We start from the raw sequence: 23,177 nt of genomic DNA, 5'->3' as shown, positions 1-23,177 counted from the left end.
TCGTGCGGCCTACTGGTCGGCAAGGGGGGAAATCGAGTACATTTGTGCTAACCTTTTTCTTTCGAATCCCTCCTATCCCCTAGTGTCAATGGACAAGCCTGCGGGCTCTCAGCCCACGCGGTTCAAAGACCTCGATTTATCACCCGTTATGCATCGGGCCTTGGACCGTGCCGGTTTTACCGAGGCCACGCCCATCCAAGCCCAACTGATCCCCTTGGCCATCGATGGCTTAGACGTGATCGGGCAGGCCCGTACCGGGACCGGCAAAACCGCTGCGTTTGGTATTCCTATTCTCGAACAGCTTGACTCCCTAGAGGAGTGTCGCGATCCACAGGCCCTAATCGTGGTTCCGACTCGCGAGCTGGCCGATCAGGTCGGCCGTGAGCTCGAACGCTTGGCGTTTGGTGTGCCCACGGAAATTTGCGTCCTGGCCGGCGGTAAGAACATGAATGGCCAGCTGCGTCACCTAAATAATGGTGTCCAGGTGGTTGTCGGGACCCCAGGTCGAGTTCACGACCATATCCAACGCAAAACACTGCGGACCGACAAAATTTGGTGCGTGGTCCTGGATGAGGCCGATCGGATGCTTGATATCGGCTTCCGTCCTCAAATTGAACGGATCCTCCGTTGCTGTCCACGCGATCGGCAGACGTTGTTCCTTTCGGCGACGTTGACTCCAACGGTTCGCCGTTTGGCCGAATCGTACATGTACAAGCCGGACGTGATCGATTGCAGTGAAAACGAAATGTCGGTCGAAACGATCGAACAGCGTTATTTCACGATCGCGCATGACCGGAAACGCAGTTTGCTTGTTCGTTTGCTGAAACGCGAAAATCCAGCTCAGGCGATCGTTTTCTGTCGTACCAAACGTGGCACCGATAAATTGCAACGTGCCCTCAGCCGAGAATTTGAGGGTGTCGGCTGTATCCATGGCGACATGCAGCAACGTGAACGCGACCGCGTTATGCAGGCGGTACGCGATCGGAAATTGAAAGTCTTGGTCGCAACCGACGTCGTCGGCCGTGGCATCGATGTCAGCACGATCTCACACATCGTTAACTACGACATCCCGCAAGACTGTGACGACTACGTTCACCGCGTAGGACGAACCGGACGAATGGGCCGAGACGGCCTAGCGTTTACGTTCATCGTCCCAGGCGAAGGCGATTTCCTGACCTCGGTCGAACAGCGGATCAACAAAGAGTTGATTCGCGATGAAATGGACGATTTCGAAGCGGTCGAAGCGCCGCCCGAACCGGTTGCCGCTGCCGAGGTCGATCCCGATCAGCCTAAGCGGAAACGTCTCAATCCAATGAACCGCAAAAGCCGTCGTCGACGCTAAGCATGCCGCTGTAAGGCCGGCGGAAGCCGGCCCTGCGGAATGGTGGTCTGTCGGAACCGGCCTTACGATTTGACCGCTGAGGCGTTTTTCAGGGTCGCTAGAATTTCTTTGTGCAGTTTGCCGTTGGTTCCGACGGCGTCGGCACTGCGGCTGGTCGCGAGGCCATTCCAGTCGGTGAATTTACCTCCGGCTTGTTCGATGACAGGTCGGATGGCGGCAACGTCCCAGACGCTCACCTCCGGATCGACCATCACATCGGCTCGTCCCGTGGCGACCAGTAGGTAGCCGTAGCCATCGCCCCAAGATCGGCTGATCCAGGCTTCTTTTTCGATTGTCTTGTACTGGGCCTCTGCCCCGCGTCCTTCGAAAGAGTCGACTTGTGAGGTGAGGAAGACCGCTTCGGATAGTTTTTTGCGGTCCGATACCTGAGCGATTTTCCAGTCCGGTTTGCCTGCGGGACGGTGCCAGCAGCCTTGGTCGTTTGCCGCTGCAACGCACTCTTTCAACGCCGGCAGGAAGATCACGCCGGCAACCGTCTGATCTTGGTATTCCAGTGCCAGCAAGGTCGAATAAAGGGGGACGCCGCAAACGAAGGATTTTGTTCCATCGATCGGGTCGACGATCCAGCGATAGCCACTTGTGCCGGGCTGGGTTTCAAATTCCTCGCCCAGCACTTCATCGTCCGGGAAGAACTCGGCCACTTTTTTGCGGACCAGTTGTTCCGCATGACGATCGGCGGCGGTGACGGGGGAGGAATCTTTCTTGGCTTCGACCGCTAGTTCGGAATTTCCGAAGTAGGCCAGCGTGCTGTTGCCAGCCGCTTCAGCGATGGGGATCAGTTTTTCTAGGCGGCCGTCGTGAAGCTCAGACCAGTTGTCGGGAGATCGCATATTCTTGTTGGGGCTTCAGGGTGGTTGGATTCAAACGGAAGGATTTAGGGGAGAGCTCAGGAGGTTTTATGGGGACCCAAGATCGGAGCTCTTTTGGTGTGGGTGGGGCGATCGGTTGAATTGTTTGGGAAAAACGACTGCCACAGCAACATCCCGGCCCCGGTCACAAGCAGGCTGTCCGCGATATTGAAATTGGGCCATTTCCAAGCGGGGCTGGCTTGAAACAAGATCCAGTCCCGAACTCCGCTTTTCCATTCTTGTGGGTATTCGGGGAACCACCAAAGACCAAGGCGATCGTACAAATTCCCGAAAATTCCTGCCATGACACATGCCAAGGCGATCGTCAGCCACCACTGGTGGGCCGCCCGTAAGGCGAATAACCAAACCATGATGCCAATTCCGGCGACGACCGAAAGGGAAGCAAACAGTAGCCCACGGCCGGCTCCCATGCCGAATACGGCTCCCGGATTGACCGCGGTTTCAATCCCCACGTAGTTTTCGATCAGCCACCAGGGGTCTTGAGTCCCGGGAAGCCCACGCCAGGAGAACATCCACTGTTTGGTCAGCAGGTCGGCGGCCGCTCCGAGCAAGGCAATCGTCAGGAACACGACCCAACGATTACGGGGAATCGGATCGGGCGAAAGCGCTTCCGAGATCGCTGTTTTAGAAACCGCTTTTTCGGGGTTCGGCGATTCAGGAGGGATGTTGGAGCTTGCTGGCACAACGCACACAGTGGGCAGTAAAGGGAATGGCCGCCAGACGTTCTTTCGGAATCAGCTTTCCGCAATCGGCACAGGTACCGTATTGTCCCAGAGCCAGCCGCTCAAGAGCAGCTTCGATCTGTTGGAGCGTTTCCTCCTCATTTTCGACCAAAGAAAGGGTAAATTCTTGGTCGAAGGCGTCCGATCCGATGTCGGCCAGATGATTTGGGGCTCTGGAGGCTTCTGCCGACGAATCCTCAGAGGAATGCAGTGCCGCATCGGACATCGACTGGACATCGTCTCGGAATCGGGTGCGAAGAGAGCGTAGCATCTGCTCAAACGGGCGATAATCGCGTTCTTTTTTCTTCGGCATCAGGTTGGGACGGGGGAAGCTAGGGAAGGAATGTGTTCAGGCTCGCCAATGGTTTCGTAAAATGGGGACGGTGCTTGGCAGTGAGAGGCTCGCCAAACGGGAGGAATTCTCGTTCTTCCTAGCTTACCAGAGGGGGCAAACTACTAGTTCGTTCCCCGCTGAATGGTATACGATAGGGATTGATCTGGATTTGCGTCCAGAGTCGCGGCAGCAAGGACGATCTAACCTATAGCAAACCGTGAACTTGACAGGTGCTTCGTTTTTGAGAACGTTCGCCTCTCGTCGTCGAATAGTTAAAGTGACAGAAATGCTTCAGTCGGCCAATTCCAACCTCGCCTCATCCAAAAGACTGGACATTGCGTTCCAGCAATGCATCAACCCCGCCTGTGCGGCCACGTATGAGGCCCGTAGTGTACGGACGTCCTGTGATCGCTGCGGCGATCTGCTGGACATCCTGTATGAATGGGATCGGGCGGAAGTTCCTAAGCAAATGAATGAATTCGAAGCGATGTGGGGACGTCGCTACGATCCGGTCCGATTCAGCGGTGTCTGGCGCTTCCATGAATTGCTCCCGTTTTGTGGGCAAGATGAAATTGTCACCGTCGGCGAAGGGCAAACCCTGCTGCAGCAAACCGATTCGGTTGGCAAATTTGTTGGCATGAACGCCGGTAAATTGCATTTGCAGTACGAAGGGATGAATCCCTCGGGCAGCTTCAAAGATAACGGGATGTGTGCCGCGTTTACGCATGCCTGCATGATGAATGCCAAGCGAGCCGCCTGTGCCAGCACGGGAAATACGAGTGCCTCCCTTGCGTTGTATTGCAGTGCCACCAAGAAAATGAAGGCCGTGATTTTTATCGGCAGCGGAAAGATCTCTTACGGCAAACTGAGCCAGGCGCTCGACTATGGGGCGCTTACCGTTCAGATCGCTGGCGATTTTGACGATGCGATGATCCGCGTTAAGCAGATCTCCGATGAACTGGGGATCTACTTGGTGAACAGCGTCAATCCTTTCCGTTTGGAAGGACAAAAGACGATCATGTTCCGGATCATGGAAGCCCTCCGCTGGGAAATTCCTGACTGGATCGTGGTTCCGGGCGGAAACCTAGGTAACAGCAGCGCCTTTGGAAAAGCCTTTGCAGAGCTGAAGCAGCTGGGGCTGATCGATCGAATCCCTCGCTTGGCCGTGATCAACGCCCGCGGCGCCGACACGCTTTACGAATTGTTCGAGCGTCGCGGAGTCCGCTGGAATGGCGGCCAGGTCGATATGGATCCCATTCGCCAGTACTACGACGAACTGGATCGCACCGGCGCTAAAGCCGATACGATCGCCAGTGCGATCGAGATCAACCGGCCCGTGAACCTGAAAAAATGCTTGCGAGCTTTGGAAGGGATGGACGGAGTCGTCCGCCAAGTCAGCGATCAAGAAATCTTGGATGCCAAGGCGCAGGTCGGTGCCGGTGGCTTCGGCTGTGAACCCGCCTCCGCCGCATCGGTTGCCGGGGCAAAAATGCTTCGCCGCGAAGGGGTGATCGCTCCAAGTGACCGAGTCGTCTGTGTCTTGACGGGACATGAACTGAAAGACCCGACCGCAACGGTCGCCTATCACTCGGCCGATCAAGAGATGTTCAACAAGGTCTTGGGCAGCCGAGGCGTGAAGAAGGCAAGTCACGCCAACCGAGCGATCGCCGTGCCCAACGAACTGGACGACATCATCAAAGCGATCCAGTTGTACTCGTAAGGGCCAAGCCAACACGTGTCGCTTTTTCGCTCGGGACGTCATTGCAAGACGCCCGGCGTGAAGGCTGCATGATTTTGTGCAGCCAATCATCGATGCGACAACAACACCTCGCTCGCGCGGACTTACCTCACGGATGCCGCGTCTCTCGGGACGAGGATACAAACCGTTTACGAGCACGAAGCCCAAGCGAGTATTTAGGACAATTACGTTTATTTACTCGCTTGCGCTTCGTGCTTGTATTTGTATTTTGCGAGTGGCAAGTTACCGTCGTGGAGCGGCGAATTTGATTTTTTCGACCAGCTTGATGATTTGGTCTCCGTCCTTGCGACCGCTGACGTGGGTGATCGCTGCGATCACGTATTCATAGCGAAGGTTAAAGTCGGTATCGATTTCGACTTCGGGGCCTCCGTCTTCGTCGTCATCGCTCGGCCCGGGTTGGTTCCCGACCAGTTCCGTTACCTTGGCTCGCAGGTTTTCAAAACTGGTCCCCATCGGCAGTTCATTCAATTCCATCGAAGTCAGATTGCCATCGGGATCGGCATGCATTCGCAGCGTAATCGGCAGTTCCAGATCCTCCATCGCACTGCTGGCTTGTCCTGCCAGCGGCATGTTGATGCCGAAGTCCCCTTCTTGCTCCACCACTTTGAACGTGAGGATAAAGAAGATTAGCAGCAGGAAGACGACGTCGATCATACTGGTCATCGACAGTTCGTTCTTGGCAGGGTCTTGTTGGTTGCGAATTTTCATCAACCGGCTCCTTTTTGGCCGAGGTCTTCTTTAGCCCGGAGGCCAAAATTGACAAAGTCCAGAGCCTGACAGGCTCGGATCACTTCCTGGACTTCGCCAGCGGCGGCATCCTTATGTGCCCGGATGATGACATTTGCATCGCTGGCATCCATGTTTTGAGCTCGAGCAACGGCCAATTCACCGTTTAGGCCTCGGTTCAGTGTATCGGCCGAATAGGCTTCCCCACCCAAATAGACCGTTGCGTCGCGGGTGATGTGCAGCATGATCGGGAATTCAAATGGCTGTTCCGGCGGTTTGATCAAACGGCTTTGCGGAAGCGTGACTTCGTCGTGAGATTCGGTCTGCGCAAAATTGATCAACACCATGAAAAACGCGATCAACTGAAACGTCATGTCGATCATCGGCGTCAAGTCGGCTTCCGCCAACTCGGTAGATTTACGTTGAACTCGCATGGGGGCTACTTACTTTTTTGCGGCTTGTGGTTGCACGTCTTCAAAGCGGCTCATCAGGTTTTCACTGCTGACGCCTACTTCTAGTAGCAGCCGAGCGACTCGGTTGCGGAGGATGTTGTAAGCGGCCAGTGCGGGGATCGCGATCGCCAGTCCAACCAGGGTGGTCAACAAAGCGGTGGAGATACCACCGGCCAGTTTTGCGGGTTCCGGGGTCGCTCCTGAAAGAGCGATCACCTGGAACGAGCGAATCATTCCGTGGACCGTTCCGAACAGGCCGATCATCGGGCTGAGGTTGCCGATCAACGCCATGTAACTCAGGCGATGATCCAGTTTCATGCTCTCTTCTTCGCCCACTTCCTGCATCGATTCAAGCGCTCGGTTGTACCCGCGAGACAATTTTGCCAGCCCAGCGGAAAGGACCTGCCCGAGAACCGATTCGTCGGTCCGAGCCATATCGTAAGCCGACTGGAAATCCTTCTCGTTTAGTTTCTCTTCAAAACCATCGATCAATTCTTGTGGAACCAAGTTGTCCCGGCGCGATGCCAGCAGGTTCATTACCAACAGGGAGACAAGTGTGAACGAAAGCGCCAAGAAGATCAAAACGTAGCCCAGACCGAGTGACTCGTAGACCCAGCCCAACGCGGATTGTGGTTCTTCGGCACCACCACCGCCACCAGCGTTGTTGGCTGGGGCGTCGTTGACTTCGCCAACAATCTCCACGTCTTCTACGACAGCCGGTGGAGCCTCATCGACAGGATCTCCTCCCAGTTCGTCTTGAGCAAAACCGGTCATCGCCGTGGCGATCGCTGTGACTGCTACAAAGGCAATCGCAAAAAAGTGAAGTCGAAAAGGAATGGCCGATTTGCCGAAAAGCTGATTCATGAGCGGGGCTCCGAGAAGTTTCAGTAGTAGGGAGTTCGTTGGGAGTGTGACGTCAGGTTTGAAAAATGTTTTTGTTTCGCCATGTTCGATCGAAGGAATCGCTTCGTTAGATCGTTCGCTGGCGGTCACGGTCAAGTTTTCTGTTAGCCGCCCCACCCTGGATAGGATTGTTGAAGGATTTGTCGCATCTCGTTGGCGCGATCGGCTTTGCCAACCGCAGGCCATAATTGGACCAGGGCCTGGAGCGCTTCGACGTGGGCGTCTGGAATTCCCGAGAACATCAAGTGCGTATGTAGGTAGGCTCGGATGGCCGCTTCATTTTGACCGGCTTTGGCGTAAGCCGATCCGCGTGCGTTGTAGATTCGGGCGGCGAGTTCAATATCGGTTGGCGATAGTTCCGCGATCAGAGGCTTCGATTCGTTGATCGCCCCATCCAGGTCCCCTTTTTGTCCCAGGACCGCAACGCGGCCTGCTTTGCCAAGTTTGACAAACAAACCAACTGCTGGTGAACTGACGCGGGCCGAGGCGATGCGATCAAACCCGGCAAGGGCTTTATCGAATTCGCCGTTGCGAAGTTGCAACAGGCTGACCAGGTAGACCGATTCGATCTTCAGTTCCGAGGCCGCTGCACTGTAGAGGGCCTGGAAAGATTTGTTGGCAAGATCCATGTTCCCTTCGGCGTAAGCCAATTCGCCCAGCAAGCGGACCGCTTCATAGTAGTGCCAGCTGTCTCCTTGTTTACTGATGAAACCACCCAACGCGGCAATCGCCTGAGCGCGATCGCCTTGTCCTGTGAGGGAAAGCATCCCCTCCGATTTCAAGCGATAGAAATTGGCATCCTGAGTGATGATTTCACGGCGGATTTTGCTGAAGTCAATTTTCTTTAGCTCTTCGAGCGCTTTGTCGTATTGCCCATCGAGTGCGAATTCACGCCCATTGGTCAGGTTGGATGGATCGCCCGCATACATGATTTTGACGATGCTGTTGGCAGGGATGTTCTGAGTTCCCCCGCCAGCTTTTACCGCCAACCCGTTGCGAGATTCGGTTTCGATTTGGCCAGAAATCGGCGAGCCTGTGACAGGGAAAATCCGGTCGTTCTGCGCGGACGCTGGGGCCGCCATGCAGAGCAGCAGGATGCCTGCCAAGGTAGCCGTTCCAGATGGATAGTATCGATGCATGATGTTGGTCATGGAGATTAGAAAAGAGTGTTATTGGATGGGCGTAATGGACGCGGCGGATGCGACGCGATGGATTGCGGGATGATTCAAGTGAGCTATTCAAGTCCTACCGGTGGATCGCCAACGGCGGTCTGGATGCGTTGCACAAGCGCTTCAAATTTCGGAGCCCATGCTTTGCCGCCTAAGTCAGGATAAAAGACTTTTAACTCTTTCGTGAATTTGATTCCGTCCCTCATTTTGGCGTCGTTTTTCTCCGCCTGTCCCTCCAGGAATCGGTTAAGGGCCAAGTGGTAGCGGGCCTGGAAAAACGATTCTCTAAACGCAGGGTTCTTGCTCGTTCGCTGACTGATCGTGCCCCAGCCCCAGATTTGGTGCTTGCCTTTGGCGTCCGGTCGCGAGCCGCGGATCGCAAGGGCGTGTGCCTTGGCCGCTCGGTTCGGAGTCGCTGCAGACTGAATGCCCCACTGCTCATAAGTCAGTGCGGCTTCTTCTTGAGCGGTCAACATTGTCTGTTTAAAGGTGACCACTTCGGTGAGCGTTTTTAAGGCTCCAGAATAATCGCCCAGCAGCCTTTCGGCGCGACCGAGCTGGTACTGGACTTTCATTTTCTGTTCAGGATCCTCGATGTCGGGAATCACTGTTTTCAAAATTTCGGTTGCTTTGGTCAGCATTTCCGCTGCTTTGCCTGTTGCCGGACCAATGTCGTTGGGCATCGCTCCTTCACCGATTTGGGCAAACGACTGTCCGACCATCAGTTGGGTTTCTGGCGAATCGTTGGCCGCTGCTAAGGCTCCCATCAGGGTTTGGAAAGCGGTCATTAATGCTTCTTTCTTCGCCGCCGGAGCCCCTTGCATTTGGTCCCGGATTTCGACGGCCAAGGCTTTGAATCGATTGGCCATTTGAGTTTGGGCATCCGGTTTGCCTGCGGTCGCTTTTTGCATCTTGGCGACGATGTCCGCGGATTGTGCGGTCAGTGCTTTGATGTCCGCTTTCTCGGCCGTCATCTGGCCAACGATCACCTGCAGTGCCGTGGTGTAGGCTTTCAATTGGAAGTCTTGATCGCCTTTGTCGGCATGGGTTAACGGCCCATAGTTTTTGTTTTCAAGAACTTTTAAGGCGTCGTTTTCTTTGCCTTGGCGGATCAAGACTTTTGCCAAAACAAGCGACGCATCCAGTTCGCGTGAGGTGAGTGCTTTGGCGGTGACCGGTTTCAGCCCGGTGATTAAGTCTTTTTCAGCATCCGGTAGCAGGTTGGCTGCGGTGGCGTCTTCGGGATCATTCTGTAAACGAATGAGGTATCGGTTCCACATCAGATTTCCCATGACCCGCAGGAAATAGGCTTTGTCGGGAGCATCGTCGGGCATGTTGTCCAAGTGCTTGCGAGCGTCATCCCACCGCTCTTGATTGAGCGCGACGGCGATCAGGGACCCACGGGCTGCCGATACCGCTGGCTCGTTAGGCCAATGTTCAATCAACAGTGAACCGATCGAACTGAGTCCGGTCAGGATTTCTTCGCGTTGCCCTTCGGAGGCCTGCTGCGACAGAGTCTGCATCGCGTTTAACGCGGTCACTCCACCACTCAGGCCCAGTGGATCGCCAGGGCTGGTGACCGCCAAGAATTCACCGACGGCGGCCGCTTCTCGAAAACGTTCTAGCCGAAACAGCACGTAGGCCAAGAAGTTGCGTCCTTGGTTGATTTGCGCAACATCATCGCCAGGTTTTACCAACGCCAAACCTTGCTGCAGGATTTTCGCGGCGTTTTCGCGATTGCTAACGAGGTCGGTGCTTAGGTTGTCCAGTTCTTTTTGGATCGCCGCTTGATCGGCATCCGGTTCTTTAAGTTTTTGCTTGAGGAGGTCTTCGGCGCGTCCCATTTGATCGGCCGATTCGATCATGGTTCGCGCTGCGGCGAGGGCTTCATCAAGTGAACGAGGGCGTTCGAATTTAGGAGCCTCTACCGTCGTGTCGACGCCCATTTCCGCCAACAGCTGAAGGGTTTCTTCCGCATGCGATCCAGGGACGGCTTTGGCGGCGGTCAATAATTGCCGTGCAGAGGTGGCGGCCGCTTTCCGTTCGGCTGGTTTTTCAGACGCTTTCGCTTGCATCTGGTAGGCCTTGGCGAGGGCGAGCCGCAACTCTTGGACTTCAGGAGCTCTTTTTTCGTTGGGACGAAGGGCATCGATCCAGGGTTGGCCGCGTTCGATCGCCGGTTTTACCTTGGGTGGTTTTTCGGCAAGGTACAGCTGGATCGTTCCGCGCGCCGCTTCAATTTTGGGAATCCGCAGGCGGTCATCTTCGATCAGTTCTTGGACGCGTTGGTAGCTTTCCAGAGCTTCTTTGTTTTGCCCGAGGACCTGTTGGACCTGTCCGCGGTACAGGGTTGCTTTGGCACCCGGCGGAAAACTGCTGTATTTTTCGCTGAACGCGACCAGCCGTTTTAGGGCTTCTTCAAGCAGAGGTTTGCCCTCTTTCGCTGGGTCTTTATAGGTGCCTGCCGCAAGGCGTCGCGATTGCCCGGCCTGTAATTGAGCCTGCATGTATTCGCCGCGGTACTGTTCGCGGCGGGCTTGAAGCCCAGGATTTTTTTCGGGATCGATCGCTCCCGTCGGCATCGCTTTTAAGGCCTCACGAAGCGATTCGATACTGGTGTCAAAGGTTTTGGCGGCTTTCAGATATTCTTCGCGAGCTTTGACGCGAGTTTCGTCGTTCATCCGAGGATCCTGCATCAGGACCATCGCTCGAATCAGCTGCCGCGTCCCCAACATCATGCGGGCTTCGGAAAGCCGAGGATGACTGGGGCTGTTGGCGATGAAGTTCTGTAACGCCGCTTCCCCTTCCGCAAAGTAACCGTCTCGTTCGTCTGCCACTCGGGCAGCGCCGGCAGCTTCTAGATAAACCTGAGCTTTTTCCAGGTCGACGGAGGTTTTTAGTTCCGCCGGGACTCCGGGATAGTCTTCTAGATGTGCCAGGTAATCCAGCGCGACATCGAAGTACTCTGCGGCGCGAAGTTGCTGTAAAAACAATTCTGCCGGTTCGTCCGCTTGAACGTTGGCTGGACCGGCAAGACCCATCAAAAAAGTTCCAGCAAACACCGCGGCGGTATTGAATCCCCTCTGAATCCATGATTGGCAATCGCCAACATGGGGTGTCGACCGAACGGGGTTGCAGGTTTGCATTGAGTTCTACCTGTATTTTTTTAGACGCTGAGAATAGCCGCGTCTGCTACGGATGAGAAATCGCATCGAATCATTCCTTAGAATAACCGATCTGACCGGGAATTCACACTTCTAGGACCGCAGCCAATCAATCGACCATCCGCTATGCTGAGGAATGTAGCGATTAAAGCGTCCTTACGTCTGTTTTTGATCTGTTGATTCCTTTCTTCAGCGAGTCCCGCACCGATGCGGATCCCTTCGGACCTACATGAACGCAATCTGTACCGGGAACGTACTCATGGGGCGCGGAAGACCCCGTTCGCAATGCGGCGGCTGTTCCGCTTGGTCCTGATGCTGATCGTGGTCGTCTGGGTGATGCGGAAGGCGGCCGATCCCAAGATCTATACCCCGTTTTTCCCATCGAGGGTTGCCGTGCCACCCGCTGTGTCAGGTGCGGGGCATTCGGTTTTCGTTCCCCCTGCTGTAGCGGGGGGCGTTTCTGGGGCCGTCGATCCTGGTTCGCCCGGAGCTGCCGCTTCGGAGGTTCCGATTTTGGATTCCGCTGACGGCGACGAGGGAACGTCCGGCGGTGCCTTCGTCAATCACGCTTTTGAAAAGGCGGTTGACGAATTGTCCCTTCCACAGCAGCGGCAGTTGTCGGTCTGGCTGTGGGAGTTGCGTCATCGCGATCACGAAAAAACGGAGCCCGATCAAGCACAGCCCGGTCGTTCGGATGAAACGTTTTCGTTGACCGAACTGTTTGTGTCGCCTGAATCGCAGCCGGCAAATGGGACGACCGATGAACTGGATCCGGAAACGAAACGCCCCATTCCGCAGTCGCTAGTCGATCTTTCTGTTCGTGGCAGGCAAGCCTTGCAGGCGGAGCTTGATCGAACCTATCAAGATCGCGTGGTCGATGGAGCGGTATTTCGCCCCGCCGATTTCGATGCTTTTTACAGGTACCTTGAACTGGCATCGCAGAAAAATTTTACGACTCACTTTTGGAATGCAAAGCCTGCACCTCGGCAGGTTGGTGTCGTTCCGTTGATGCAGCAGCCGAAAGCCTATTTGGGGACGCAAGTTTGGTTGACCGCACAAGTGGCTCGCGTTGTGCCGGTGACGGTTGCAGAATCGAAAGCGAATCGGAATCGATTTGGCGTCAATGAATACTACGAGGTTTGGCTGCGCCCTGAGGATGGGACCGAGCGTCCGGTGGTGCTGTACACGCCTGAAGTCTCGGCGGCGCTGAAGCAAATTCCTTCCGATTCCGCCCTGCAGTCGGGGCCGCATGTTGCGGTTGCGGGGATCTTTTTGAAACGAAGGCTGTACGCGGCCGTTGGGGGCGCCACGGAATGTCCCGTGATCGTGGGACGTGTTTGGGATCAGGAGGCGACGGTTGCGGATGTTGTCACGGCACCTCGCTCGGAGCCGCCTTGGATGATGGTCGTGGCGCTGGCTGGAATCTTTGGGGTGACGCTGGCTGCTGGGTTGTTCTGGCGAAGTACGGTCGCTGCGAAGCAGACCCGACGCGTTCGCCAAGCCTCCTTGTCGATGGCGCCTGAATTTGCCGCTTCGCTGGCTGCCAGTGATGTGCGAGATCGCAAACTGGATGACGAAGTTGTCGATCCGCAGTACGTCGTTAAGACGGAGGAGGACCCCTGATGGTCGCCTATCACTTATGGCGTGTGATTTATAAGTTCTTGCGGGCAAACGCCGTGGATGCCGCCCGCTGCCATTTGCTTTGGCGTCTTGCGAACGGTTTTCGTCGCGAATCGGCGCAGGCCAAAAGAAACACACGAAGTTTGTCGGGCGAGTGCCCCACGGCTTGCACCGTTCGGTTAAGAAAAATACGTGGCAGCTTGCGGATGGTTTCGATTTCGGATGATGAATCGATCGACGGTACGCTTGGTCTTTAGTTGGAACTCTTTGGAATGGTCGTTGTGCCTTCTTTGAAAATAGTTGTTGTTGTCATTGGTTTGGGGGTGTTGCAGATCGCAATTCCACAAGCCGCTTGGTCGGGATCGGTTTTGGAATTGCTGAACGGTTTTGCGGAACCGGCAGACTTGCTTCCCGCCGCCGACTTGGATAAGCGGGATGCGGAAAAAAACGGAATCGCCGGGCGAGTCCTGTTCCAGTTGCAGCGCGCCGGCACGCCAGCGGTTCGCAGCCGACGTTTTTCGGCCAGCGAGATTAAGGGGTATCGATGGCAGCCGGGGGACGCAATCGTGTTGACCGGCGAAGCCACGTTGCAAGACCGTTACCCGTTGTCCGAAACGCTCAGGGATGTGCTGGGGATCAGCGGAATCAGTCGTTACGACTTGCGGGTGGAATCGATTCCTGCAGGTCAGTTCCCCGAGGGGGGAAGCGACCTGAAGGCCGGACGCGAGGTCCAGGTGCTGACCAACCAGATGCTGCGATCTTGGCTGCAAGACGCAAAAATACCGCACCGAGTCGGCCTGACAGGGATTGTGATTGCAACCGATTCCGCTGGGCAGCCGACCGTCGTCGCCACTTCGGCTTTTGAATGGTTCCCACTGGAAAACGAGCCGGTTCCTGTGGCGGGTTGGCATCGCCTGGCCGCCTTGGGGGTCGACTGCAGTTTGCTGGAACCTTTGCGACGAAACGACAAGCAGCCGCTGCAGGCGGAAGAACCATTTTATCAGTTGTTGGCAGCAACCGCCCGTCAGGACGCTGACGTTGCTGCCGGTAAATCGGTGAAGCCAATTGATTTGCTGCGCGATTCCAGCGGGTATGTGGGGGAATGGATTCGATTGAAAGTGGAAACCGTTCGCGTCACAAAAATCTTTTTGGACAATAAAAATCCGCAGGAAGCCGCGGTGGGAACAGACCACTATTGGCAAATCGATGCGATTGGAAAAGTCGACGGAAAAGTGCTGGTCGAATCGTTGCCGCAGGAGGACGGCACGATTCCGCCCCCAATTGAATTCTCTGGACGCTATCCGGTATCGCTGGTGGTCCTGGAATTGCCGCCTGAATTACACAAGGAAGTCGATCAAACGGCCGGGCAGGAGGCGACGGTGGCGATGGTCCGCCGGCAGGTGTTGCTGGATGGATTTTATTATCGCCAATGGAGCTACGACACTGAATTCATGCGTTCACGCGGCGGCGGGCAACAATTTGGCCCGTTGGTGATTGTTTCAAAAATGAAAGTTTTGGATTCGCCGCTTGCCAACCAGGGACGCTCCTGGCAAGGGATCGTCGCCGGTTGTTTTTTGCTGGGCTTGGCGGCCATCATCGCGATCACTTGGTGGACCGCCCGCAAGGACCGCGAAATTGCTAGGCAGCGGCACCTTGAATATCAGGATTTGGATTTTAATTTGGCTTCGCCGGACGAAAAATCGGGACCGATGCGACCTTCGGGGCCTACTTGACCCCTGCGGTGGAACGTCGACGATATGCTGTTCAGTCTGAAAATGTTTTCAAGCTAATCTCATTCCCATAAATAAGGATCTATTGATGTCACTTCGACGAGCCAAAATTTCGATTGTCGGCGCTGGAAATGTAGGGGCAACCTGTGCTCATTGGTGTGCTGCGGCGGAGCTGGGGGATGTCGTTTTGCTCGATATTCCACAAACCGAAGATATGCCACGCGGCAAAGCGCTTGACTTGATGCAAGCTTCGCCGATTATGGGATTTGATTCCAATGTGATTGGAACGAACAGCTACGACGATGTCGCTGGCAGTGACGTGATCGTCGTCACCGCAGGGATTCCTCGCAAACCAGGGATGAGCCGCGACGATTTGCTGAACACCAACGCTCGGATTGTGACTGCGGTTGGTACTGAAATTAAAAACTGTGCTCCCGATGCGATCGTGATCGTCGTCAGCAATCCTTTGGATGCGATGGTCCAGCAGATGTGGAAGGTTACGGGCTTTCCACCAGAACGCGTTTGCGGACAGGCCGGCGTTTTGGATACCGCTCGCTATCGCACTTTCCTAGCGATGGAACTGGGCGTCAGTGTTGAAGACATCAGCGCGCTGCTGATGGGCGGCCACGGCGATACCATGGTACCAATTCCTAGCTGCACCAGTGTTGGCGGGATCCCGATCACCCAGTTGATCAGCAGCGAACGGCTGGAAGAAATCGTTGACCGGACCCGCAAGGGAGGTGCCGAAATCGTTCAGTTGCTAAAGACCGGAAGCGCCTATTACGCTCCGGCTGCCGCTTGTGCACAGATGGTCGAAGCGATCGTTCGTGACAAGAAACGCGTGATCCCTGCCGCCGCCTACTGCGATTCCCAGTATAACGTTGGTGGCTACTACGTTGGGGTTCCTGTCGTGATGGGAAGTGGCGGAATTGAAAAGGTTATCGAACTTGATTTGACCGAGAAGGAACAAGGGGATTTTCGTCGTAGCGTCGAAGCAGTGAAATCATTGGTCGCAACGATGGATGGTTTACTCTCTTCTTAAAAGTTGCGGTGATTACCGTTGACACCCGTCGTCGCAGCACATTAGATTCTCGACCCATGAAGAGCGTTTATTAGCGGCTTCGGGTCCTCGTTAACTAGAGGGCCGAACACGCAACGCTGCGGCGACTATTCTTTCCTTTTCTTGGTCTCTTGAAATGAACCGATTGCCTTCTTCGCAAGCCTGGATATCCAATTTAGGAAAAGAAGATTCGCGAGGTCGTCAGCCAGTTTGTGAGGTCTTTAAAAACGACAGTCAGGTCGATTCACCGCTCGCTTTTTTCTTGCCCGCTCGCTACGAAGCAAATTATCGGTACCCCTTGGTTGTTTGGTTGCACCAGGATGGAGCCAGCGAACGACAGCTATCGCAGGTCATGCCGCACATCAGTTTGCAGAACTATGTCGGTGTCGGAGTCCGGGGGACTCGAGCCTGTGACGCAGCAGGACATCAATACGATTGGCAGCAAACCGCAAACGGAATCGCCTCTGCCGAGCAGATCGTCATGGAAGCGGTCGAACAGGCCTCGTTGCAGTATTCGATCCACCCGGAACGCGTCTTCATCGCAGGCTATCAGTCAGGCGGGACCATGGCTCAGCGGATCGCCCTCAGCCGCCCCCGTGAATTTGCCGGAGTCGTTTCTTTGGGAGGCGAATTTCCTGTCGGTTGTCGTCCGCTAGCAAATATTAAGCAGCTTCGCGATCTTAAGTTGTGGATGGCATTTGCGACCGAAAGTCCTGATTTTTCGGCCGATGCAATGAGCGAAGGTCTGCGACTGTTGAATGCGGCGAAAATGCAGGTTGAAATCAGCCAGTTCGCTTCCGATGACGAAATGATGGTCCCTGTTCTGCGAAGCATGGATCAGTGGCTGATGAGCCAGGTAACCGGGCAGGCACAGCCCAGGTGTGTTCCCGACTGGGACACCGTGCCGGTTGAATTTTCGGCCAATTAAGACCTCGCAAGAATCTCTGTCGATTTTTTATAAAATCCAGAATCAACGCGATCAATAAACAGCCTCATTCGAGGCTGTTTTCGTTGCGGAGGCACGGTTTGCTTGCCCCGGGGCATTCGTGCAAAAGAAAACCTGGCGATGGATCACTCTTTATCAATGCCTTTTACGGTGGCTTTGGCGGCCGTTGTTTTTTTGATGAGGTGGTTGTCCTGCAGGCACCGTTTCCCAGCGGAGCGTTACGCGTTACGCTAAGGGGCGAGCATGTGGTGGTTATTCACCAATCGTTAGGTCCGCTCTCCCTCCCGCTGTAAACGCTGACCCGCCATGAGTCCTACCGAATCATCTTCCACCCCTCCGGTTGGTTCTTCTTCCCAAGCAAAAACGGTGCTGATCGTTGATGATGATCAGGAAATCGTTGAGTCGATTCGGTATGCTTTGGAAGGCGAAAAACTGAATGTTGTGATCGCCCGGGACGGAAATCAAGGTTTGGCCCTCGCCGAACGTGAGAATCCAGATCTGATGATCTTGGACATGATGATGCCCAAGCGAAGTGGATTCTTGGTCCTGGAAAAATTACGCCGGACACGCGATGCACCGCTGCCTGTGATCATGATCACAGGTAACGAGGGAAGTCGCCATAAAGCCTACGCAGAATTGCTGGGGGTAAACGAATACCTTCGCAAACCGTTTGCGATGGAAAAACTGATCCACTCGGTTCACCGCTTGCTGAATGAAACCGACAATGTCTGATGCCCCTGCCGCTGCAATGAACCAAGCTTCAACCGCTCGATGGTTGTGCGTGATTGGTTTGCTTGGCGGTTTAGGAGTCCTGATAGGCGCGTTCGGAGCCCATGGGCTGCCTGCCTATCTGGAAGCTCGGGAAATTCCCGCCGATGTGATCGCGAAACGGGTCGACCAATTGGGCGTCGGCGTTCACTATCACTTGCTTCATGTGGTTGCTTTGCTAGCATGCCTTGCGATCCCCTTCCCACTCTCGCTGCGCCAGCGTTCGATGGTCCTCTGTAGTTGGGTGATTGGAGTGGGCTTATTCAGTGGCAGTTTGTACCTGCTGGTTATGTTCAATCAGCCAAAGTTTGGGATGATTACTCCGCTGGGCGGATTGAGTTTAATCGGGGGGTGGTTTGGACTAGCTTTCGCTGCGGGAAAAGCGGTTTACCGTTCCTCTCGTTAAAAAAACTTCTTGGACGAATTGATGGCTGCCTCTTCTGCTTCTGAATTTGTTTTTCCGACCGCCTGGAAGCGGCGTCATTTGCTTGATTTGGAAACGTTGACGGCGGAGGAGATTACGATTCTGTTGGACACTGCTCAGCAGATGAAAGATGCCACGGGAAATTGCCGGCGAAAACTATCGCTCCTTTCCGGAAAGACATGTGCGAACTTGTTTTTCGAAAATAGCACGCGCACTCGAAACAGTTTCTCTTTGGCAGCCAAGCGACTGGGGGCGGACACTGTCGAATTCTCCAGTGCAGGGAGTAGTGTTGCTAAAGGCGAAACGTTTGTCGATACGGCCAAGACCATTGAAGCGATGGGGGTCGATTGGGTGGTGACTCGGCACGCCACGCCCGGGACGCCTCATTTGCTCGCCCGGGAACTTGCCTGTTCGGTAATGAATGCTGGCGACGGGCCTCACGAGCATCCGACGCAGGGCTTACTGGATATGCTGACAATCCGGCAGCATCGCCAGTCCTTCGAAGGGCTAACGGTCGCCTTGGTCGGAGATATCGCACACAGTCGTACAGCCAGAAGCAACCTTTGGGGATTGAGCAAGCTGGGGGCTCATGTGATTGTTTGTGGGCCTTCCACTTTGGTCAGTCCGCGATGGGAAGAGCTCGGGTTTGAAGTGGCGCATAGCTTGGATGATATTTTGCCTCGCTGCGATGTTTTGAACCTGCTGCGAGTCCAATTCGAACGGCAGGTGACTCGGCCGTTCCCTAGTATTCACGAATATGCCGCACTCTATGCGATGAATGGCGAGCGTATGTCTCGCAGTAAAAAAGACATTTTGATCATGGCACCCGGCCCAATTAATCGAGGCGTCGAAATCACTCCGGAGGTTGCCGACGGTCCTCATTCGGTCATCCTTGAGCAAGTGACCAATGGGATTGCGGTCCGCATGGCGGCGCTATGGTTACTTTCCAATGCTTCTGATAACGCGACGAGCCCCACTTCATGAATAGTCTGCTGATTGAAAATGGTCGCTTGGTCGATCCGTCAGTTCAACACGATGCGGTGGCTCGTTTGCTGATCGATGACGGGTATGTTGTCGCCATCGATCCGCTTGATGGTGACCTTCCGCCAAGCATTCCGCGATTGAACGCGGCAGGGAAAATTGTCGCCCCAGGGTTGGTCGATTTATGCTCCGAACTGCGCGAACCGGGCCGGGACGAAGATGAGACGATTGCGTCGGGAGCTTTGGCTGCGTTAGCAGGTGGGTACACATCGATCCTCTGCAGTTCCAACACCCACCCGCCGATCGATTCTCCTGGAGCGGTCGAATTTGTTCGCCAAAAAGCGGCTCAGGCACGTGGGCCTCGGATCCACGTGACGGGGTGCGTTAGCAAACAACGCCAGGGACAGGAGATGGCGGAATTGGGATTGCTGGTCGACGCGGGAGCGGTTGCCTTTAGCGACTCCCCTGCCCCGCTGGCAAATAGTGCGTTGCTCCGCCGCGCCCTCGAATACTGCCGGATGTTCGACCGCCCGATTTTTGATCGACCTGAAGTCCCCGAACTTGCCGGTCGTGGCGTGATGCACGAAGGCTGCCATTCGTTGGTGCTGGGGTTGGCGGGGTTGCCTACCGAGGCGGAAGATTTGGCTGTCGCCCGAGACGTCCGATTAGCGGAGGCGACCGGAGGTCGTTTGCATGTCGGTCCTGTCAGCACGATGGGGAGTGTCGATTTGATTTCTCGCGTTAAAAGCCGAGGCATTCAGGTAACGGCATCGGTCTGTCCGCACAATTTGGGGTTAACCGACGAGAAACTACGCTCCTTCGACGCTCGTTACAAAGTGCACCCACCGCTGCGGAGCGGTCGGCACGTTGAAACGCTACGGCAGGCGGTCGCCGATGGCACGATCGATGTCATTCAAACCGGGCACATGCCACGAGCCCGAGAGAAAAAGATGGATGATCTGGATCTCGCACCCTTTGGAATGACTTCTTTAGAAACCTGTTTAGCTGCGTCGGCGACCGCACTGGTAAGAAGTGGGGTGCTGGACTGGCTTACCTTAATTGACCGAATGTCGACCGCTGCGGCAAAGGTCGCAGGGATTAAGGGGGGCCGCTTACAGGTCGGCGATCCCGCCGACGTCGTTATTATCGACCCTGACTTTGCTTGGACCGTCAGCGAATCCTCTTTCCGTTCGCGATGCAGTAGCACCCCGCTGCTCGGTTGCGAACTGTACGGACGGATTACTGAAACGATCGTCGGAGGCGAGGTTCGCTTCCAAAGCATCTAGGTCTAGCACGGCAGCTAAAGCAAACACGGCATCGAATGTAAATGCTGAGTCTGCTGAGAACGCGTTGTAAGCAACGCGACTGGAATACGAGCCATCGCTGGCGGCATGTACCGCTAAATCGGCCCACTCTAACCGCCCGCTCGATCCGACCGGGCGAGTCTTTCAGGCTTGTTTCAGATCGAAAATACGCCTGCCAAAAGACTTGCTTACACACCGGTTGGTCGTCGGGCACGCACTGGGGGAGGAAGCGATGCCGTCTGGCACTCGCATTAGCCTACCAGTGATTCAAGCTGGCCGATTTCTAATTCTAGAAAGGTCATTTGAGCTTCTTCACGTGTCGGCTCGGCGGGGTTTTGCTTGCTAGCTGCAGCATTTTGCGTCTCGCTAGCGGATTCCCGTTTGTCCAGTTCGCCTCGGACGATACGGACTTCGCGGGGGGCCTCAATTCCCAACGTCACGCGATTACCGTTAATCCGATTAACGGTGATGGTCACGTTGTCGCCAATTACCAGACGTTCGCCTTCTTTTCGACTTAGAACCAACATTTCAAGGATTCCTTCCAGGATGGGGGTGACTCTTGCGGTCTGACGATCACTCGATTCGTTTTCTGCTTGATTGAGAGGTCTCAAAGAGCAGGTTTTGTGCCGTCATGATTAAATCTTTCCGAATAACCGGAATTGTTTCATTTTTTCCTTCAGACAGCCGATTCAGTACGGATGCTGTAGGAAGTCAGAAGGTTCACGCGATTTTTGCCTCGTCTTGGAATGAGAAAACATGTCTCACTTTGCGACGGTTGCTTGCGTGGCTCTTGGCTGACAGAAGGAGTTATCGCATGGGGCTAGGACACGTTAGGTCCGGATCCAAATGGGTTTCTCATAGAAAGTTCGATAACAGGCCTGGATACCGTCGATTTGAAGAAGAATCTCTCTTCCGATCGGTTTGCGAATTTTGGTACAGGGCACCCATACTTGCTGAAATACTCTGGATGAGATCCAAAATGCTGCGTCATTTGCGTATTCTAATCGCCGGAACATGCTTGGCTGTCACCGGTTGTCATGATGGGCCGCTTTACGCACTCAAGCATGCCAATCCGTTTTTCGTCCATCAATGGAACCAGGACGAAGCGATTGGTACGACCGACTTTCAGCGGCAGAAAGAGCTGGAGCTGCTTGTCCGCACCATGCCCAATGAATCGCCGGCCGATCAGGCTCAGTGGTTGGTTCATCTGGAACAGATCATGCAGCAGGACGCGAGTGCTGAAATGCGGCATCTGGCGATACGTGCGGCGGCTCCGGTTCAGGGGCCTGCAGCACGAAACCTGATTGAAATGGGGCTTGAAGACCCTAGTATTAAGGTTCGTATGGCCGCCTGCGATGTGCTGGGCAGTCGCGAGGAACCGGCGGCCGCCGAAACTTTGGCGAGGATTATCGGCGAATCGACCAACGGAGATGTGCGGCAGGCAGCACTCCGTGGGCTGGGCCAGCACAAAGGGACGGTCGTTACCGATTCTTTAAAGCTAGCACTAGAGGACCGCGACCCTGCGATCCGCTTGACCGCCGTCCAGTCATTGGAATCGGTCACTGGCAAATCGCTTGGCAACGATCCGGCGGTTTGGGTTGCTTATCTTGAAAACGGGACCGACCCGACGGCGGATCAAGGGCTATCCGACCGACTGCGAAACCTGTTCTAATAACGGGATTCTCACCGTTTTGTTTCGATTGCAATTGATAGAGGCCCGTGATGCAGCGCCGACGTTTAGGGGCAAGTGGATTGGTCGTTTCCGATATTTGTATGGGGACGATGACGTTTGGAGCGCAGTGTGATGAAGCGACATCGTTCGCGATCATGGATCACGCTTTCGAAGCGGGAATCGATTTTTTCGATGCTGCCGAAATCTATCCGGTTCCTCCTAACAAAGAAACGGTCGGCGAAACCGAACGAATTGTCGGGCGATGGATGCAGACAAAGCCGCGGGACGCGGTTGTCATTGCTAGTAAAGTGACGGGACCTGGGCACGGTTGGTTCTCCCCACCGGTCCGTCACGGGCGGACCGCTTTGGATCGCCGCCAAATCCATCAGGCATGTGATGAATCACTCCGCCGGTTAAAAACCGACCATCTTGATCTTTATCAGACCCATTGGCCCGATCATGGGATGCCATACGAGGAGGTTTTGGGAGCGCTCACCGAACTTCGGCAAGCTGGCAAAGTACGTGTGATCGGATGTAGCAACGAAACTTCATGGGGAGTCATGAAGAGTTTGTGGGCGGCCAAAGAGTCGGGCGTCGACCGCTATCAAACGGTTCAGAATAATTTCAGCCTGATCAATCGACGTTGTGAAAGCGAATTGGCTCAGGTTTGTCGCCGCGAAGAAGTCAGTTTGCTCCCCTACTCTCCACTGGGAGGGGGCGTGCTGACCGGAAAGTATCTCGATGGCCTGCCAGCCGATGGCCGCTTCACCGAGTACCTCACAGGAAGTGGTGAACGACAGCGCCGAATGGCTGAACGGTTTGTGAATCCGAGGACCTTGGAAACGACCCGTAGGCTTGCAGTGCTAGCTGAGGATCTTGGCGTTTCGCTGCCCGCACTCGCACTGGCATGGTCACGACAGCACGATTTTGTCGCGTCAACAATCGTCGGAGCAACTTCGGTAGATCAGCTAGCAGAGTCTTTAGAAGCTTCAGAGTTGCATTTGGATGCCTCGACGCTGGAACGAATCGACGCGATCGATTTTGATATCCCCTCCCCAATGACCGAAGACGGCCTGCGGCGATTGTAATTGCCGCCAAGAAGCAGACTCGATAGGCCGGGATTTGATCTCGCTGCCGTGAAGTGCGTCTGTAGCGAATCGGCTCCAGGACCG

22 protein-coding genes are annotated in these 23,177 nt (G+C 55.0%); 13 read left to right on the top strand and 9 right to left on the bottom strand.

The window, feature by feature from the left end; genetic code table 11:
* Nucleotides 1–88 precede the first annotated feature (88 nt).
* Nucleotides 89–1,342 carry a DEAD/DEAH box helicase gene (locus FF011L_RS18825; protein ID WP_145353258.1) on the top strand — a complete coding sequence of 418 codons (1,254 nt, stop codon included), beginning with the start codon at nucleotides 89–91 and terminating at the stop codon, nucleotides 1,340–1,342.
* A 62-nt stretch (nucleotides 1,343–1,404) separates the two neighbouring features.
* Here the strand turns inward: FF011L_RS18825 and hisN are convergent, their stop codons facing one another.
* Genes hisN through FF011L_RS18810 form a run of 3 tightly spaced genes read right to left on the bottom strand, consistent with a single transcriptional unit; the run spans nucleotide 1,405 to nucleotide 3,306 of the window.
* A complete protein-coding gene (gene hisN, locus FF011L_RS18820; RefSeq protein WP_145353256.1) occupies nucleotides 1,405–2,232 on the bottom strand; it encodes a histidinol-phosphatase in 828 nt (275 codons plus the stop codon).
* Nucleotides 2,233–2,288: 56 nt separating this feature from the next.
* A complete protein-coding gene (locus tag FF011L_RS18815) occupies nucleotides 2,289–2,954 on the bottom strand; it encodes a signal peptidase II (RefSeq protein ID WP_246109506.1) in 666 nt (221 codons plus the stop codon).
* On the bottom strand, nucleotides 2,926–3,306 hold the full coding sequence (locus FF011L_RS18810; protein WP_145353254.1) for a TraR/DksA family transcriptional regulator: 381 nt from the start codon (nucleotides 3,304–3,306) through the stop codon (nucleotides 2,926–2,928). The genes FF011L_RS18815 and FF011L_RS18810 overlap by 29 nt, the downstream gene beginning before the upstream one ends.
* Before the next feature lie 307 nt (nucleotides 3,307–3,613).
* Here FF011L_RS18810 and thrC point away from each other — a divergent pair, with 307 nt between their 5' ends.
* Nucleotides 3,614–5,047, top strand: coding sequence for a threonine synthase (gene thrC, locus FF011L_RS18805; RefSeq protein ID WP_145355578.1), 1,434 nt, complete (start codon nucleotides 3,614–3,616; stop codon nucleotides 5,045–5,047).
* A 261-nt stretch (nucleotides 5,048–5,308) separates the two neighbouring features.
* On the opposite strand, the gene FF011L_RS18800 is transcribed toward thrC, so the two are convergent.
* The 5 genes from FF011L_RS18800 to FF011L_RS18780 all read right to left on the bottom strand — a co-directional run bounded on the left by FF011L_RS18800 (nucleotide 5,309) and on the right by FF011L_RS18780 (nucleotide 11,482).
* Complete coding sequence (locus tag FF011L_RS18800) at nucleotides 5,309–5,794, bottom strand: ExbD/TolR family protein (RefSeq protein WP_145353253.1); 486 nt, start codon at nucleotides 5,792–5,794, stop codon at nucleotides 5,309–5,311.
* On the bottom strand, nucleotides 5,794–6,246 hold the full coding sequence (locus FF011L_RS18795) for an ExbD/TolR family protein (RefSeq protein WP_145353251.1): 453 nt from the start codon (nucleotides 6,244–6,246) through the stop codon (nucleotides 5,794–5,796). The genes FF011L_RS18800 and FF011L_RS18795 overlap by 1 nt, the downstream gene beginning before the upstream one ends.
* A gap of 9 nt (nucleotides 6,247–6,255) precedes the next feature.
* Entirely contained in the window at nucleotides 6,256–7,128 is an 873-nt protein-coding gene (locus FF011L_RS18790; protein WP_145353249.1) for a MotA/TolQ/ExbB proton channel family protein, read from the bottom strand.
* A 143-nt stretch (nucleotides 7,129–7,271) separates the two neighbouring features.
* Entirely contained in the window at nucleotides 7,272–8,318 is a 1,047-nt protein-coding gene (locus tag FF011L_RS18785; protein ID WP_145353247.1) for a tetratricopeptide repeat protein, read from the bottom strand.
* A gap of 83 nt (nucleotides 8,319–8,401) precedes the next feature.
* Nucleotides 8,402–11,482, bottom strand: coding sequence for a hypothetical protein (locus FF011L_RS18780; RefSeq protein ID WP_145353246.1), 3,081 nt, complete (start codon nucleotides 11,480–11,482; stop codon nucleotides 8,402–8,404).
* Between the two features lie 225 nt (nucleotides 11,483–11,707).
* Here FF011L_RS18780 and FF011L_RS18775 point away from each other — a divergent pair, with 225 nt between their 5' ends.
* The 9 genes from FF011L_RS18775 to FF011L_RS18735 all read left to right on the top strand — a co-directional run bounded on the left by FF011L_RS18775 (nucleotide 11,708) and on the right by FF011L_RS18735 (nucleotide 20,315).
* Nucleotides 11,708–13,123 (top strand): hypothetical protein, encoded by a 1,416-nt coding sequence (locus FF011L_RS18775; RefSeq protein WP_145353244.1) that lies wholly within the window; start codon nucleotides 11,708–11,710, stop codon nucleotides 13,121–13,123.
* Entirely contained in the window at nucleotides 13,123–13,377 is a 255-nt protein-coding gene (locus FF011L_RS18770; RefSeq protein WP_145353242.1) for a hypothetical protein, read from the top strand. Before FF011L_RS18775 ends, FF011L_RS18770 begins: the two co-directional genes overlap by 1 nt.
* A gap of 24 nt (nucleotides 13,378–13,401) precedes the next feature.
* On the top strand, nucleotides 13,402–14,853 hold the full coding sequence (locus FF011L_RS18765; RefSeq protein ID WP_145353240.1) for a hypothetical protein: 1,452 nt from the start codon (nucleotides 13,402–13,404) through the stop codon (nucleotides 14,851–14,853).
* An 85-nt stretch (nucleotides 14,854–14,938) separates the two neighbouring features.
* Nucleotides 14,939–15,892 carry a malate dehydrogenase gene (gene mdh, locus FF011L_RS18760; RefSeq protein WP_145353238.1) on the top strand — a complete coding sequence of 318 codons (954 nt, stop codon included), beginning with the start codon at nucleotides 14,939–14,941 and terminating at the stop codon, nucleotides 15,890–15,892.
* Nucleotides 15,893–16,046: 154 nt separating this feature from the next.
* A complete protein-coding gene (locus tag FF011L_RS18755) occupies nucleotides 16,047–16,838 on the top strand; it encodes an alpha/beta hydrolase (RefSeq protein ID WP_145353236.1) in 792 nt (263 codons plus the stop codon).
* A gap of 324 nt (nucleotides 16,839–17,162) precedes the next feature.
* Nucleotides 17,163–17,588, top strand: coding sequence for a response regulator transcription factor (locus FF011L_RS18750; protein WP_145353234.1), 426 nt, complete (start codon nucleotides 17,163–17,165; stop codon nucleotides 17,586–17,588).
* A complete protein-coding gene (locus FF011L_RS18745) occupies nucleotides 17,581–18,030 on the top strand; it encodes a DUF423 domain-containing protein (RefSeq protein ID WP_246109505.1) in 450 nt (149 codons plus the stop codon). Before FF011L_RS18750 ends, FF011L_RS18745 begins: the two co-directional genes overlap by 8 nt.
* Before the next feature lie 21 nt (nucleotides 18,031–18,051).
* Entirely contained in the window at nucleotides 18,052–19,032 is a 981-nt protein-coding gene (locus FF011L_RS18740; protein WP_145353232.1) for an aspartate carbamoyltransferase catalytic subunit, read from the top strand.
* Nucleotides 19,029–20,315 (top strand): dihydroorotase, encoded by a 1,287-nt coding sequence (locus FF011L_RS18735; protein ID WP_145353230.1) that lies wholly within the window; start codon nucleotides 19,029–19,031, stop codon nucleotides 20,313–20,315. Before FF011L_RS18740 ends, FF011L_RS18735 begins: the two co-directional genes overlap by 4 nt.
* Nucleotides 20,316–20,584: 269 nt before the next feature.
* Here FF011L_RS18735 and FF011L_RS18730 read toward each other — a convergent pair whose 3' ends face one another.
* Nucleotides 20,585–20,944: a carbon storage regulator gene (locus FF011L_RS18730; protein WP_246109504.1), complete on the bottom strand. Its 360-nt coding sequence runs from the start codon at nucleotides 20,942–20,944 to the stop codon at nucleotides 20,585–20,587.
* 368 nt (nucleotides 20,945–21,312) lie between these two features.
* Here FF011L_RS18730 and FF011L_RS18725 point away from each other — a divergent pair, with 368 nt between their 5' ends.
* Complete coding sequence (locus FF011L_RS18725) at nucleotides 21,313–22,005, top strand: HEAT repeat domain-containing protein (RefSeq protein WP_246109503.1); 693 nt, start codon at nucleotides 21,313–21,315, stop codon at nucleotides 22,003–22,005.
* 50 nt (nucleotides 22,006–22,055) lie between these two features.
* Nucleotides 22,056–23,093, top strand: a complete 1,038-nt coding sequence (locus tag FF011L_RS18720; protein ID WP_145353226.1) for an aldo/keto reductase — start codon at nucleotides 22,056–22,058, stop codon at nucleotides 23,091–23,093.
* Nucleotides 23,094–23,177: the final 84 nt, after the last annotated feature.

The organism is Roseimaritima multifibrata, assembly GCF_007741495.1.
Taxonomy (GTDB): domain Bacteria; phylum Planctomycetota; class Planctomycetia; order Pirellulales; family Pirellulaceae; genus Roseimaritima; species Roseimaritima multifibrata.
Note: the sequence above shows the minus strand (reverse complement) of the source record. Positions and strands in the feature narration are given on the sequence as shown.